Origin of the sequence: Rhizobium sp. BR 362 (assembly GCF_036528765.1) — a bacterium.
Lineage (GTDB): Bacteria > Pseudomonadota > Alphaproteobacteria > Rhizobiales > Rhizobiaceae > Rhizobium.
This window is the reverse complement of sequence record NZ_JARWGH010000031.1, coordinates 1-15,121: the sequence shown is the minus strand read 5'-3', so window position 1 is coordinate 15,121 and position 15,121 is coordinate 1. Positions and strand designations below refer to the sequence as shown.

Below are 15,121 nucleotides of genomic sequence, written 5' to 3'. Positions count from 1 at the left end.
ATTCGATCGATGTGATTGGTTGCGGTCGGTACCGTCGACCGCCTTTTCGTCAGACCTTCTGACCGTCGCGGACGAGGTCGTCCATCACCGAGCGCACGGCCTTTTCGGCGATCGAGACGATCTCATCGATTTCCGCCTTGGTGGTCACGAGCGGCGGCGCAAAGCCGAGGATGTCGCCATGCGGCATGGCCCGGGCGATGAGGCCGCGGTCGCGAGCAGCCTTGGAAACGCGGGCCCCGACCTTCAGGGACGGGTCAAAGCGCTTCTTGTTCTCCCGATCGCCAACAAATTCGATCGCGCCCATCAGGCCGACACCACGCACTTCACCGACGATCGGCAGCTGTGCGAACTTTTCCTTGAGCTGGGCCTGGAAATAGGCGCCGACTTCGCGGGCGTTGCCCGGCAGGTTTTCCTTCTCGACGATATCGAGCACCGCATTGGCGGCAGCCGCGCCGATCGGGTGGCCGGAATAGGTGTAGCCATGCGAGAAAGCACCGACCTTGTCGGCCCCCTCTTCCATGACCTTGTAGACCTTCTCGCCGACGATGGCTGCCGACAGCGGGAAATACGCCGAAGTCAGGCCCTTGGCGACGGTGATCAGGTCGGGTTCGATCCCATAATGCTGCGAGCCGAACATCGAGCCGGTGCGGCCGAAGCCGGTGATGACTTCGTCGGCGATCAGAAGCACGTCGTGCTTCTTGAGCACAGCCTGGATTGCCTCCCAATAGCCTTCCGGCGGCGGTGTGATGCCACCGGTGCCAAGCACCGGCTCGGCGATGAAGGCGCCGACATTGTCCGGTCCGAGCGTCTCGATCATCTCGTCGAGCTCGGCGGCGCGGCGTGCAGAGAATTCGCGTTCGGTTTCGCCGGGGTTGGCACCCCAATAGTGGTGCGGAACACCGGCATGATCAATCTGCGGCAGCGGCAGATCCATGTGGTCGTGATAGAAGCTCATTCCGGTCATCGAGCCGGACACCACGCTGCAGCCGTGATAGCCACGTTCACGCGAGATGATCTTCTTCTTCGTCGGCTTGCCGCGCAGGTTATTGTAGTACCAGACGAGCTTGGCCTGGGTCTCGTTGGCGTCCGAACCGGACATGCCGTAGAACACCTTGCTCATCTTTCCGGGCGTCATCTTCACCAGGCGGTCAGAAAGGATCGCAAGCTCATCGGTGGTGTGTGCCGCATAGGAATGGTAATAGGCGAGGCGATACGCCTGGCGCGAAATCGCCTCGGCGACCTCGGTACGGCCGTAACCGACGTTGACGCAATAGAGACCGGCAAAACCGTCGATCAGCTGGTTGCCATGCGCATCCTGGATGCGGATCCCCTTGCCCGTCTCGACGATCGTCGGTTCGCCGAGCTTGCCGGTTGCGAAATCCTTCAACTGCGTGAACGGATGCAGGACCGAGTTGCGATCTTTCTCAGCGATGTCTTTGATGTTGATGGTCATTTCAATCCCTTCCACCGCCGCATCTCGGCTGTGAATTTTTGTATTTGTGAACTGGGCCAGATCGAGCAGGAGTACAAAACTTGAGTTTAGGACAGCTTCGCTTGCCCGACCCGCTCCGATGATAGTGCCTTCAAGTGCGAGCTAAATCGCACCATTTCGCTCCGGGATGGCGCAGCCTTCCTGCAAACTTTTCTGCTTAATGCAGTATTTCGCTATTAGGTGTGCGGGCTTGCAGATTTACCGTAACGGTCGGCTTGTGAAGCAGTTGCGGTTGCCGACACGTGAGTGAAAAGACAAAGCGGGGATCAGACCGTTCTAACCCCGCTTGCAGTAGCTGAAATCTGCAAGCTCCAACGACACATCGCCCACGAGACATGAGATTTCGCAGTTCCCGGTGTTGGTCAGTCGATGACCAACAACTTCCGGGGAACGTTCCACAAAAATTCGACTTGGCCATCGGTGATTAGGATGCTCTCGGTGATTTCGATGCCCCAATCGCCGTACCAGAGACCGGACATGAAATGGAACGTCATTCCCGGGCGGAGCTCCGTCTTGTCGCCCTCCCGGAAGCTCGCCGAGTTCTCGCCCCATGCTGGCGGATAACCCATCCAATCGGGTAGCCTGAGCGACTTGTCTTCTCAAAGCCGTATCGCGCCAAAGTTCCTGAATAGGCTCTGGCGATATCCTCGAAGAGGTTACCGGCAACGGCTTTTTCGAGCCCTGCGTGCATGCCGTCGAGAACGGCCTTTTCCGCGTCCAATATCCGCTGCGTAGGTCGCCCGAGGTAATAGGTGCGCGACAAGGGGCAGTGATACCGCTTGTGAACGCCGGCAAGCTCGAAGAAAATGCTCTCGTCGGCGCGTATAGGCCGGTCCGTCCAGGTCAGATGCGGGGCTGACGCATCTGCCCCGGCGCCAAGGTTCGGGAAGCAGGCCGGATAATCTTCCCAATAGACATCGACGCCGCGGGTGCCGAGATATGTGAGTTCGGCAATCACGTCAGATTGCTTTATTCCCGGTCGCAGCACTTCGCCGACACACTGATACATCGCTTCGACGATCTTGCCAGCGCCGCGCATGTACTCGATTTCTCGCCGGGACTTAACCAAGCGCTGCCCGTTGATCAGTCTGTCGGCATTCCTGAATTTTGCATTGGGGAGCGACGCGGACAGCGCCTCAAAAGATCGGGCCGACAGGCAGGCACTATCCTTTTCGACACCGATCGTTGCCGAGCCATGACCCTCGTCTGCAATGATCTGCCCCAGGGCCGACATTGCGTGCGAGGTATCGGACTGGACATATTCGTCACCGTACCATTTGATGCGGTCTTCGCCGATATAGGCCGTCCTGCGGCAACCGTTGGCGTCCATGCGCCGGCCGAACCAGAGCGGATCCTTGTCCTTGGACACCACGGCGCATTGAGGCACATAGTAGGAGCAGCCATCGTAACCCGTCAGCCAGCCCATATTGCAGGATCGGTTACGACCAACAAGTCGATGCCGGCCTGCTCCATTGCCCCGCGGGCCTTTTCGAGGCGATTTTTGTATTCGAACAACTCGAACCGTAGCGTTTCGCCGTCCACGTCAGATCCTCCCATTGAAGTCGAAATTTACGTCAAATGCGGCTGGTCGCTGCGGCGAGAGTCAGCCGGCAGAGGTCCGTGATGTCGTAGATGGGCAGCCCTGTCTTCGATCGCAGGGCACTTGCAACGGTGGAAAAGCCTGTGCACTCGAAGAGTATCATTGCGATATCGGGATGGTCTCCGCGAAGTTGGACTATGCGGTCACCAACTTCCCTCTCAATCTGGCCAACGTCGGTGCGGACGAAGGGGCGAGCCAAAGCATTGCGCACGTAAACGCCACCTTCGATTCCCCCGACGACCACGCGCTTTCGATCCGCGGGATTTTCGATGCCCAGTAGGTCTTCACTGCAATGTCGAGAGTCGGCGGTCAAAACAGCAAGTTTCTTTTGAGGCGCGAGTTGCCGCAGCAGAGCCGGAATAAGGAGCAAGCTGGAAGTCACCACCGGCACATTGACGGCCGCTGAGATTGCTTGCTGGTGACGGATAAAAAAACCGCAGTCTGCGGTAATCACGCCAGCACCTCGGGCGACCAGCCGCTCGGCGGCGGCTATACAGGCACTTTCGAGCGATGCAGCGCCAGGAATGATCACCTCCGCCAGAGCGCCTTCAACCATTTCTGTGATCACGGGTCGGTTGAAAGTCCCCGGGTGGAAGAGCGATCCTTCCCGTGGAGCGAAAGGCGGGCTGTCTGCCGTCAGGCCTTCATCGAGTTCAAGAATTCCGAGAGTGAGGTTGGTTTGCAAAGACATAAGATGAAGCTCCATTGGTTAAAACGGCTGTTACCGCCTTGAGAAGGATTCGGGTCAGCCTCGGCGCGAAACCAGTCATCACGCGTTTTGGAACAGCTCCCAGCAGTAACGGATAGCCAGTTCCGTTGTCGGGATTAGCGTCTTGTCCGAGACGGCGAAGATGGGCGTGTGCACACCGGACTCGTTTCCGGCTTCCTTGCTGCCGAACCAGAAATAAATCGATGGCAGGCAGCTGGCATAGAAGCCGAAGTCGTCGCTGCCGGAACTCGCCGAGCCTTCAACATACCTGTCCTCACCGTCAGTCTGCACCACGATGTGCTTAAACAGCGCGACCATTGCGCTGTCGTTAACCACAGGAGGTTCACCGGCATGCGAACTGAACTCCGCCCGTCCGCGGTGCATGGCAGCAACCCCTTCGGCGATTTCGCGAACACGCTGGACCAACAGCTTTCTCCGCTCGGGGCTGCTTGTCCGGATCGTTCCGGTCATCGTGACGGTCTGGCAGATGATGTTCGTCGCTTCCCCGCCACGGATGGTTCCGATGGTGACGATTGCGCCGTCGTCTACCGGCATTTCACGCGACACGACTTTCTGCACTTCATTGATGAAGGCGCCGGCGATCGCAATTGCGTCCACGCCGAGATGCGGTTTGGCGCCATGCGCCATGGTCCCGGTGAATTCGAGCGAGAACTGGTCGGCAGATTTCGTTACAGCGCCCGCACGAGCGCCGTATGAGCCGACTGGAATGTCGGTGCGGACATGAAATCCGACGGCTGCATCAAATCCTTCGAGCAACTTTTCATCGACAACGGTCCTGCCGCCAAGCGGCTCCGCTTCTTCGGCTGGCTGGAAGAAGACCCGCAGCTTTCCTGAGAAATTTTCGCTCATGCGATGGAAGGCCAGCGCCGTTCCCAAGGCGATTGATCCGTGCATGTCATGACCGCACGCATGCATGATGCCTGGCACTTGTGACCTGTACGGCAGATCCTCGCGGGCTTCCTGTATGGGAAGGGCGTCAATGTCGCCACGCAGTGCGATGGACCGATTTGGGCCTGGGGCCAAGCCCTGGATATCCACATAGACACCAGTCTTGTGGAAGGTCGCCACTTCGGTCAATCCGAAGCCGGCCAAGGTTTCGATGATCCGCTTCTGGGTCTTCCACTCGTTGTTGGAAAGTTCGGGCTCGCGATGCATGGCGTGTCGCATTTCGACAACCGCATTACGTTCGACTTCAGAGAGTAAGTTGTTGGTGGCGTTGCTCATCGTGATCTCATGGTCTTTTCATGGTTGTCTGGCATCGAGGCTAGCAGCATGTGAGCGGCAAAACCCGTCGATTTGAATGCAGATCTCGCAGTGTTCCTGCAAAACGGCGGTGGCGCGCGATTTGGAAAGGATCACCATTGCTACGCCTCGATAGGGATCGCGAAGCTCGCCTTGAGGCGATCCATCACCACCATGGTCTTGAAGCCTTTGATATCTGCATTTTCATAGAAGAACCGCCGCGTGAAATGTTCGTAATCCTCCATGTCCTTGGCGGTGACGACGAGCATGAAGTCGGCATCCCCCGTTACATAGAAGCCCATCATCACCTCACGGGTATTTCGTATCGCCGTTTTGAATCTGTCGACGATGTCAGCCCTTTCTCGCTCAAGGGACACCATGACGATCATGGTAATATGGCGTCCGACGGCTTTAGGTGAGACAATGGAAACATCGCCCTCGATCACACCCTCGTTGCGCAACCGCCTCAAGCGTCGTTGGCAAGCCGTTGGAGAGAGATGAACGACGCCCGCGAGTTCCTCCGAGGTCAGCCGGTTATTCTTTTGAACCGCTTGGAGAAGTGCGATGTCCGCGCGATCGAGTTCGACCATCATCTGCCCTCCCCAAGGATGCAAACTGGGGAGGCGCCGCGGACGCCTGCGAGGCCAATGAGGCCTCGCAAACTTCTGTCGCTCCTCGGTCTGCGGCGCAGATAGTCATCCGACTTGGTCACGCCATTTCGAGAGCGAAGCAGACATGCTGGAATCAGATGAGTATGCACCGAATTTAGTCTCTATTTCACGAACAACTTACGCGGGGTCATTGTCAGTGGCTCGTAACCCGTATCGGAGACCGCGAAGCTCTGTGTGATGGTGATGCCGACATTGTCGAGCCACAGGCCGGGCATCATGTGGAACACCATGCCGGGCTCAAGCATGGTCTCGTCGCCCTTGCGAATGCTCGCAGTGCGTTCGCCAGAGGCCGGAGGGAACCCAATGCCGGTCGGATAACCGATGCGAGACTCTTTCTCGATCCCGTTCCGCGCAAGGGCCTTCCGGAAGTCGCCATCGACCTCTGAGCAGGTTCGCCCGGGTCGAACTGCTTCCAGCCCGGCATTCAAGGCCTCAACAGCGATTTCCGACAGGTTCAGGAAAGCGGATGAAGGCTGGCCGACGACGATCGTGCGCGCAAGGTTGACCTGGTAGCGATGCCGGCAACCGTTCAGTTCCAGGTTGACAATGGTGGACTCCGGCAGGGGATCGTCCGTCCAGGCGGCATGCGGCGCGATTGAGCGTTCGCCAATGCATAAATCGGGAGGGCAACAAGGATAGTCGCCACCGAACTCGGACGTGCCCGAAATCTGCTGATGATAGATCGCAGCAGCAATATCGCACTCACGGACCCCGGCTTTCACCATATTGATGACGCGCGTCATGGCGGCGTCCGCAAGCTGGCCAGCTTGACGCATAATGGCCACCTCGGCTGGGCTCTTTACGAGCCGGATCCATCCAACAATGAGATCGGCGTCGACGAACTCGGCATGCGGCAAGGCTCGCGTGAGATCTGCGTGGCCGCGGGCCGGATAGTAATATCCCCCCATCTCGACGCCGATACGCGCCTTTTCCCCTCCGAGCTCCTTCACGATATCGGCCATGAAAGTATAGGCCGAGAGCGTTGCAGATTGAACATAGGTGTCCGGATAGGCCCGGATGTTGTCCTCGGCAAGATAGGTGGTCATGGAGGCGGAAACTCGGTCCATGAAACGTCCAATCCAGATCGGCTCTGCGTGGTTTTGTGCCACAATCACCATTTGGGGCGTGTAGAAGGAATAGGCATTGTAGCCGGTAAGGTAGTTCTGGTTGGGCGGTTCCGAGAGGAGGAGGATATCGATCCCTCTCTTCGCCATTTCCTTTTTGACTGCCGCCAGACGAGTTTCGAACTCGCCAAGTTCGAAGTGTAGTTCCTTTATCACCTTGTTCTCCACGTAAGACGTTCGACTGCTGCGAAGCTTTGATCGGAGCGCGCGGACGATGTCTGCCAACGCGCGGGCTTTTCGAGTGTGTTTCAGATGCGCCGCGCGACGCCTATTTAGGGTACAGGTACCGGTTGATCACGTTGCGGGTGACCTGCTCGACCATCGGATCGTTTCTCAGCAATCCGGCAACCCATTCGCAACTTCCGGCATGAAACACCTCACCCTCGTTGCGCTTGAAATTTATGATCATTCCATTGCCGCGCTTGAGCTTTTCGATATTTTCTCTTGTTGCCTCGCCGAAAAGCAATTCCGCGGTCTGGCGCACCTCGGAGTCGTCCAGCGCCAACTCTTCACGCGTCAAGTCGGCGCTCCACTCCATCTGTGCCGCCATTCCGATCGCGAGGATGTCCGTTCCTTCCGGCGCCCTGCTTGTCGCTGTAGGGTATGGCAACCCGTCGCGAATCTCATAGTCCAGGCCGTCCACCTCGTAGCCAAAGATGTGGCTCTCGGCACCGAGCACGTCACCGTAGAAAAGGCCGGTGTCGGCGAATGCCCAATGCTCCGGTCTATAGATGGGGAAGCCACGGGCGCCGCGTGGTGCACAGCCCAACCATCCGGCATAAATGCCCTTGGTGGAATTGAGGCCAAACGTATAGGCTTCCGGCCGGCCTACCTCCGGCGTTTCCCATAGGGTCGCCGTACGGCTGGTGTCGCTGGTCTTGTAGACCGGATCCTCTGCGCGGGCACGAGCTTTGTAGCAAACCTGCCGCCGCCCTTCGTCTTCGAGCCTCGTCTGCCAACAAAAGTTGCCCGCAAAACGCGCCACTCGACCGCCCTGATCGACATAGGCGTCGACGGCGTCGCGCATCTCCCAAGTCCAATACTCGTCATGGCCGACGAACACGACACAGTCATAGTCGGACAATATCTCGGGAGAGAAGTGCAGTTCGTGCTGACTGGCAAGATCAACGCTGTAACCGGCACGCTCGGCGAAACGAAAGAAGTGGCTGTCGTAGGTTGCCCAGCCGGCAGAGGCATACTTCTTCGAATGGCCGGTTGCATAGGCCCATTCCTTGTGGGGATGGCGCGGCGCTGTCTTGGGCGGCATCATCATTTCGAGCGGCACACGGGGTGCAGTCGGCGGCAGGACAACGAAGCCGCGTCCCCACGGCCGCTGGGTTGAAACGATAGGCGACCAAAGGTTCCGGTCTGGTCCGGTTATGCCATCGTAATGATTGGAGCCGCCCCACGTGTTGTAGGCAAGCCATGTCCCTGTTGCCGCCACCTGCAGGATTCGCCCCGGCTTGCGGCCGGTCTTCGGGAGCACAATGACGATGTGGTAGCAATGTATCGGCCGGCCGTCCCGCCCTTCGGCCGCAAGCTTCACGCGATAACCGCCCGACGGCCAATCCGCGCCGATTTCGAATTCATAGGCAGTGTCCCATCGGCAGCCTTCGACGGAGCAATGCTCCGGAGTGTCCTGCCAGCGAGCGGAAATCCCTGTCTTCTCGAGAAATGTCACGCAAGAGCCGCCGTCGCGAATGACCTCGATGGCGAATGACGACGCCGTCGAGCTGACATGCAATCGGACGGTTTCGCCCGGTTGATAGGAGAACTTATCGCTGTAGCACCAGATCTCGCCTCGCGCGCTGTCCATGCCGGCGAATTCGTAGAAGTGTTGCCGCTGCGCGAACTGCCTCTCCTCCGGCGTAAGTCCGAAATCTGGAAAGCTAGTCGGTAGTTTTGCCATCAACAAATGTCCTGTATTCTTGAGCAAGTCAGCTTGACGCAGCCTGAATTGGGTTGCGTACGAAACTGAGCCCCTAATGTTTCAGGATTTGACTGAGAAAGAGCTTGGTACGGTCGTGCTGCGGGTTTGTGAAAAACTCGTTCGGTGCAGCTTCTTCAACGATCCGGCCGGCATCCATGAAGATCACCCTGTCAGCCACGGCCCGGGCAAAACCCATTTCATGGGTGACACAGACCATGGTCATGCCGTCGCGCGCTAAGCCTGTCATCGTTTCGAGCACCTCGGAGACCATTTCCGGGTCGAGCGCGGAGGTGGGCTCGTCGAACAACATCACGGCAGGCTCCATGCATAGTGATCGGGCGATCGCGACGCGTTGCTGCTGCCCACCGGAGAGCTGAACGGGAAATTTATTGGCCTGTTCGGGAATGCGCACACGTTCAAGAAATCTCAGGGCCGTCTTCTTCGCTTCGGCCTCCGGCACGCCTTTGATCCACATTGGGCCGGCCATGCAATTCATCAGGACCGTCATGTGTGGAAAAAGGTTGAAGTGCTGGAACACCATGCCGACGTTTTTGCGGACTTCGGTGACGTTGCGCATTTTGTTATGCAGCGAGATTCCATTGACGGTTATCTCGCCCTCTTGATGTGCCTCCAATCGGTTGAAGCAGCGGATAAGCGTCGACTTACCCGAGCCCGACGGGCCGCAGATGACGATGCGCTCGCCCTTTCGGACCGTGAGATTAATGTTGCACAAGACCTGGAAGGAGCCGTACCACTTGGAAACGTTCGTCGCTTCGATAATCTTGTCCGCACTCATTGGGACCTGCTTCTGATTGGAATACGCTTGAGGGGAAAGTCGCTGCGCGTGCAGTAGATTGCTTGCGGTCATCGTACTTTACTCCTGGCAAAGTGGCGCTCGAGGCGCGATTGCAGGACTTCGAGGCATGCCGACATGATCCAGTAGATCAGCGACGCCGTTATGAGCATCTCCATGTGATGGAAGGTTGGCTGACCGATCGTGCGAGCGAGGAAGGTTAGCTCCCACACACCGAGCACTGAAACGAGCGAGCTGTCCTTCAGCATCGAGATGAACGTGTTTCCCATGGGAGGGATGATGACGGGCAGCGCCTGCGGCAAGATGATCCTGCGCATGGTGAGGCCAAATCCGAACCCGATGGATCGAGATGCTTCCCATTGACCGCGGTCAATGCTTTGGATGCCCGCGCGGAAGATTTCCGTCATGTAGGCGCCAACGCACAATGACAGAGCAAGGATGCCGGAAGGAACCGCGTCGAGGACGATGCCCAACTGCGGCAGCCCGAGATAGATCAGATAGATCTGCATGAGAAGAGGCAGGCCGCGAAAGAAGGATGTATAGAAGCTGGCAATGGCGTAGGCGAAACCATTGCTCGAAAGCTTGGCAATTGCCGCGAGGATCGCGAGGATCGACGCGAAGATCAGCGAAACCGTCGAGACATAGATCGTGGTCACGACCCCTTGCGTGATCAAATAGGGCAAGTTCTCCCAGATGAACGGCATACTGAGGTTAAACGACTTAAAGAAGGCGAGGAACAGCAGCAGCAGTTGGAACCAAACAATTGCGATCTGAAAAGCTAAGGAAGCAAACCCGATCAGCACAATGTTCAGGCAGAAGAGAACTGCGATCAGAAAGGCGATGGCAAAACGGCCATAAAGCCCGCTTTGTGCTGGATCGCCAATAACTGGGCGCATGAGATCGCCCATTGCGGTGCCTGTTAGATTGAACGCGAAAAAACACGCGAGCACGAGTGCGAAGATCGACGCCACAAACCAAGGCTTATGGACGAGCACCTCGGATTCGACAGTATCCTGATAAAGCATGGGGAATCCTCCACGTTATTGCGGCCCAAGCATCCCTGGGCCGCTCACGCTTTTCCGACCTACTTCTCGACGGTATAGTCGACGCCGTACCACTTCATCGAAAGCTTCGAGAGCGTGCCATCTGCCTTCATCTCCTTCAAGGCTGCCGCGACCTTGTCGTGAAAGTCCTTGTCACCAGGCAGGATCGCGATGGCTGCCGGAGAGGAGAACAGAGCAGGCTCCAGGACTTTCAATGGATAGCCAGCCTTGATCGCGTCCCGGGCAATCGTTTCGTCAGTTAAGACCCCATCGATGCGCACGCCGTCACCGAGACGCAGATCATCGAACGCAATATTGGTACTCGTGTAGGTCTTTACCTGGCCCGCCTTGAAGGGATATTCCACAGGCTTAGCGTTTTCCCAAGCCGGCTGGAACTTCTGATTGGCATAGGCCTCCGCGCCAGTGCCGGACGCAACGCCAATCACCTTCCCATCGAGGTCGGAAAGCTTGGTCGCCTTACTGTCCTTGTGGACGACGGCGACGTTCGGCCCCCAGATATAGAGTGCCGGGAAATCGAATACTTCCGCCCGTGCCTTTGTCGGTATCATTTGACCCATGGCGACGTGCCAACGTCCCTGCCATTTGCCGCCTGTAATGATATCCCAGCCGGGAGTGACGAAAGTGGTTCGCGTGCCAAGATATTTTGCGATGCCCTTGGCGACGTCCACGTCGTATCCGACAAGTTCGTGCTTCTCGTCCAGGTGCGAGATTGGTCCCCAGTCGGTCCCGACCGCGACTGTCAACGTCTTGTTCGAAAGCACGCGATCAAGAACTTCGCCGGCATACGCCGATGCAGAGAAGGCGACAGGGGCCAGAGCCAAGGACAAGCCGGCTGCGATATGGGTGTTTATCTTTTTCATGCGATGTTCCCCTGCTTTTTAACCGCGAGCACGTCACTGCCCGCAGATTCATTTTGGAACTCTAGCAAATCGCCCAGTGAGCAATGTGCGTTAAATTAGCACATCTACATCAAACTGCGGCATTTTGCAACAAATGTTTTATATTATTTGAAATGATACAAATGTATCGCAGAGGTTGCGCGGGCTCCCTATCCCAAGACTGACAATTCAGCAGGGATTCGCGGAAATTGGCTTCTCATAGAGGATGCTTGGCAATCTCGTCAGCAACGCCTTGGTCAATGGGTGTGTCGAAAGTCAGCAACACGTAACCGAGCACCGAATAGAAGCCGACCGTGACCATGAGATCGAATACGGCTTGCTGGCCCATGGCGGCAGAAATTGCTCGTTCGAGATGCGAAGGCAGGCGCGCTTCATCAAAAAGCGCATCGACGGCGCCCGCAATCAATCCATCCTCTCCATCCGGAGTGCCAGCCATCGCAAGTATTCGTGCATCGGAAATACCAAGCGCACGAGCGCGGCTCACGTGATGTGCCCACTCATAGGCGGAACCCATCCGATGAGCCGCCCGCAGAATCACGAGCTCGGAGCGGACCGCACCCAACGCGCTGTCTTTGACGATGTGCTGCCGTAAAGGGGCCCACGCTCGGAGGAGCGCGGGATGATGAGCCATGGTGCGATAGACGTTGAGCGCCCCGGCAAAACCAGTTTTCATATCCGCAATATCTGCAGGCCAGTTGTCATCAGTAATAGGCGGGCAGGACGATCTCATCATTTCACTGAAACTCAGTCCGCTACTGCGGCGCGGATCGCGTCGGAAAGCCGTTCAACGATCAGATCCACCTCATCAGGCTTAATAATATAAGGGGGGGCAAGCAGCACATGGTCGCCATGTACGCCGTCGATTGTGCCGCCCATTGGGTAACACATCAGACCACGGAGCATTGCTTCCTTCCTGATCCGTGAATGCATCTTGCGGGCTGGATCGAAAGGTTGCTTGGTGTCTTTGTCCGATACGATCTCCACGCCTCGGAACAGACCGCGGCCACGGATGTCACCGACATACGGCGATTGTCCCAGCGCCTCGTCGAGTCCGGCCTGCAGGCGATCACCCATTTTGAGAACGTTTGTCATCATCTCGGGGCGCGTGATTATTTCAACCACCTTACTTGCTGCCGCCGCTGCGATCGGATGTCCGATGTAGGTATGCCCATGCTGGAACATACCCGATCCGTCTGCGAACGCACGGTAGATCTTCTCGGAGAGCAACACGGCTCCGATCGGCTGAAAGCCGCCGCCCAGGCCCTTTGCAATGGTCACTAGATCCGCGACAATCCCCTCCTGTTCCAAAGCGAAGATCGTGCCGGTACGCCCCATTCCGCACATGACTTCGTCGAGGATCAGCAAGATGCCATACTTGTCGCACACCTGCCGAACCAGTTTGAAATAGTCAGCAACCGGCCCCACTGCGCCGAGCGTCGCTCCCACGACCGGCTCGGCGACGAACGCCATTACCTCGTCCTCTCCGAGTTCAAGGACTTTAACTTCCAGCTCCGCCGCAAGCCGCTCGGCATAAGCCTCCAGCGTTTCGCCTAACTGCAGGTCGCGGTAAGCATAGCAGGGAGAAACGTGATGTGTCTCAGGCAGAATTGGTTTGAATTGTGCGCGGCGCCAAGCATTGCCACCCGTGGCGAGAGCACCGATAGTGTTGCCGTGATAGCTCTGCCGACGCGCTATGATGTGGCGTCGTTGCGCTTGACCGATTTCGACGAAATACTGGCGCGCCATTTTGAGCGCAGCCTCGACAGCTTCTGAACCGCCCGAAACCAGGTAGACATAATCTAGACCTTCCGGTGCGAGTTCAATCAATTGCCCTGCCAACCGCTCGGCGACATCGGTCGTGAAGAACGACGTATGGGCATAGCTGATCCGGCCCATCTGCACCTTCATCGCATCCAGGACTTCTGGATGATTGTGCCCCAGGCAACTGACCGCGGCGCCACCCGATCCGTCCAGGTAGCTCCGTCCGTCGCGGTCCACGATGAAGATGCCTTCCCCTGCTGCCGCGGTGGGCAGAATTGTGCCGATCGTTCGATGGAGAATTTTGGTCATGGTGATCTCGGTGCTTATCCGTTCGGCTTTCGTACGTTTCCAACCATTGATTTGCAGGTTTCACCAAAATATGCAACAACCGTTTTATACAATAGGTTTTGACGCATTTGTTTTCAACGTTCTCCAGCCGTGTTTCTGAAGCGTCTTTGCTAAGGATTGGCCTTCAACTGTTTGACTTTTTTGTTCCCGAGAGAGATGGTCCGGGTGAATTATGACATCGTATGTGAGGCAAATGTTGCAAAAAGGTCCATTGCACGCTTTAATCATTGAGCGGTTCGACGAGATGTCTGAGCAGTTGCAACAAGCTGCTCGACACATATTGGAGTATCCGCAAGAAGTAGCGCTTGTTTCTATGCGCGAGCTCGCGCGCAATGCCGGTGTGCAGCCGTCGACGATGACTCGGCTGGCGAAGTTTCTTGGCTTCTCAGGATATGAAGATTTTAGAGGACATCACGCTAACGTCATCCGGGTGAGCACAGACGGCTTTGCCGCCCGCGCACTGCAAAGAGACGAAGGAGCGGCCAACGGAGAGGGCTTGGCGTATCGAATGCTTCAGGGCCTCTCAGGTCAGATCGACCGGCTATGCGATTCCGATACAATTCTGCGGCTCAACACGATGGCGGATCACCTCGCCAAAGCTCGGCGCATCTATGTGCTCGGGTTGCGCTCTTGCCATTCGGTCGCCTGGCATTTCCATTACGTTATGACGTTGCTTGGCGAAAAAACAGTTCATTTGGAGGGGCCGGCCGGCACAAGCGGCGATCCGCTCATTCGCGCCACCCAAGACGACGTGCTTTTAGCTATCTCCATAAATCCCTATTCGCTTCAGACCCTAGAATTGGCCGAGGCGGCCCGGGTAAAAGGGATGCCTATTTTGGCGATTACCGACAGCGAAGTGTCCCCTTTGGTAACGATCGCAGAGCACGTGGTGTTATTTCCGACCGAGAGCCAAACATTCTTTCATACGTTGACGCCGGCCCTGGCGGTCTCTGAGGTCTTATGTGGCCTTCTTGCAAGCCGCGACCGTGCAGCGGCGCTGGAAGAACTAAAGCGTGCGGACCGCCATCTTTCAGCCATGAATACCTATGCCACCTCCATTCCTCGACGAAAGATCTGAGGGCGGGTAGGCTGCGTCGTCGCTATAGCGGCAACGCCGATTTGTGACCCGACCGCCATAGACGCTCACGCGGTCTCACAACATTCCGACATAACGCCAGACGAGGCTTCTTCGCACTTATGTCACATGGCTTAAAAATGCGGAGGTGCATCGGCCCCGTAAGCGCCGTCTCCGCCCCATTGAATTGGCTATATTTTGAGGCTTGCCGGGTGTGCGAGAAGGTTTCCAGGACTATCTGGAGATTTGCATGGCAGATGATGGATTTGTTGGGCGTTACGAAGTTGTCGAGCCGCGCCGCGGAAACCGGCGTTGGCCGGACGATGTGAAGGCGCGGATCGTGGCGGAAAGCCTTGAGCCTGGCGTTCGTG

The 15,121-nt window shown here is 57.1% G+C and carries 12 protein-coding genes and 2 pseudogenes; 2 read left to right on the top strand and 12 right to left on the bottom strand.

Features of this window, described 5'->3' with window-relative positions:
* Positions 1-49: 49 nt before the first annotated feature.
* From QDY28_RS24995 to QDY28_RS24940, 12 genes and pseudogenes are all read right to left on the bottom strand, one after another.
* Positions 50-1,453, bottom strand: coding sequence for an aspartate aminotransferase family protein (locus QDY28_RS24995; protein ID WP_184805969.1), 1,404 nt, complete (start codon positions 1,451-1,453; stop codon positions 50-52).
* A gap of 401 nt (positions 1,454-1,854) precedes the next feature.
* Positions 1,855-3,034: pseudogene (locus QDY28_RS24990) on the bottom strand (M24 family metallopeptidase).
* Positions 3,035-3,066: 32 nt separating this feature from the next.
* Positions 3,067-3,783, bottom strand: a complete 717-nt coding sequence (locus QDY28_RS24985) for a hypothetical protein (protein ID WP_184805971.1) — start codon at positions 3,781-3,783, stop codon at positions 3,067-3,069.
* A 78-nt stretch (positions 3,784-3,861) separates the two neighbouring features.
* Positions 3,862-5,046, bottom strand: coding sequence for a M20 family metallopeptidase (locus QDY28_RS24980; protein WP_184805972.1), 1,185 nt, complete (start codon positions 5,044-5,046; stop codon positions 3,862-3,864).
* Positions 5,047-5,186: 140 nt separating this feature from the next.
* Positions 5,187-5,654 carry an Lrp/AsnC family transcriptional regulator gene (locus QDY28_RS24975; RefSeq protein ID WP_120764339.1) on the bottom strand — a complete coding sequence of 156 codons (468 nt, stop codon included), beginning with the start codon at positions 5,652-5,654 and terminating at the stop codon, positions 5,187-5,189.
* 182 nt (positions 5,655-5,836) lie between these two features.
* Entirely contained in the window at positions 5,837-7,015 is a 1,179-nt protein-coding gene (locus QDY28_RS24970) for a M24 family metallopeptidase (RefSeq protein WP_184805974.1), read from the bottom strand.
* Positions 7,016-7,127: 112 nt separating this feature from the next.
* Complete coding sequence (locus tag QDY28_RS24965) at positions 7,128-8,768, bottom strand: N,N-dimethylformamidase beta subunit family domain-containing protein (protein ID WP_184805976.1); 1,641 nt, start codon at positions 8,766-8,768, stop codon at positions 7,128-7,130.
* A gap of 73 nt (positions 8,769-8,841) precedes the next feature.
* On the bottom strand, positions 8,842-9,657 hold the full coding sequence (locus tag QDY28_RS24960) for an amino acid ABC transporter ATP-binding protein (protein WP_425516146.1): 816 nt from the start codon (positions 9,655-9,657) through the stop codon (positions 8,842-8,844).
* Entirely contained in the window at positions 9,654-10,628 is a 975-nt protein-coding gene (locus QDY28_RS24955; RefSeq protein ID WP_184805979.1) for an amino acid ABC transporter permease, read from the bottom strand. The genes QDY28_RS24960 and QDY28_RS24955 overlap by 4 nt, the downstream gene beginning before the upstream one ends.
* 59 nt (positions 10,629-10,687) lie before the next feature.
* Positions 10,688-11,527 (bottom strand): transporter substrate-binding domain-containing protein, encoded by an 840-nt coding sequence (locus QDY28_RS24950; RefSeq protein WP_184805982.1) that lies wholly within the window; start codon positions 11,525-11,527, stop codon positions 10,688-10,690.
* 235 nt (positions 11,528-11,762) lie between these two features.
* Positions 11,763-12,239: a carboxymuconolactone decarboxylase family protein gene (locus QDY28_RS24945; protein WP_246802361.1), complete on the bottom strand. Its 477-nt coding sequence runs from the start codon at positions 12,237-12,239 to the stop codon at positions 11,763-11,765.
* 71 nt (positions 12,240-12,310) lie between these two features.
* Positions 12,311-13,636: an aspartate aminotransferase family protein gene (locus QDY28_RS24940; protein WP_184805988.1), complete on the bottom strand. Its 1,326-nt coding sequence runs from the start codon at positions 13,634-13,636 to the stop codon at positions 12,311-12,313.
* Between the two features lie 232 nt (positions 13,637-13,868).
* Here QDY28_RS24940 and QDY28_RS24935 point away from each other — a divergent pair, with 232 nt between their 5' ends.
* Both QDY28_RS24935 and QDY28_RS24930 read left to right on the top strand, forming a co-directional pair.
* On the top strand, positions 13,869-14,753 hold the full coding sequence (locus QDY28_RS24935) for a MurR/RpiR family transcriptional regulator (protein ID WP_184805991.1): 885 nt from the start codon (positions 13,869-13,871) through the stop codon (positions 14,751-14,753).
* Between the two features lie 247 nt (positions 14,754-15,000).
* Positions 15,001-15,121 (top strand): annotated as a pseudogene (locus QDY28_RS24930) (IS66-like element accessory protein TnpA); the annotation flags it as partial.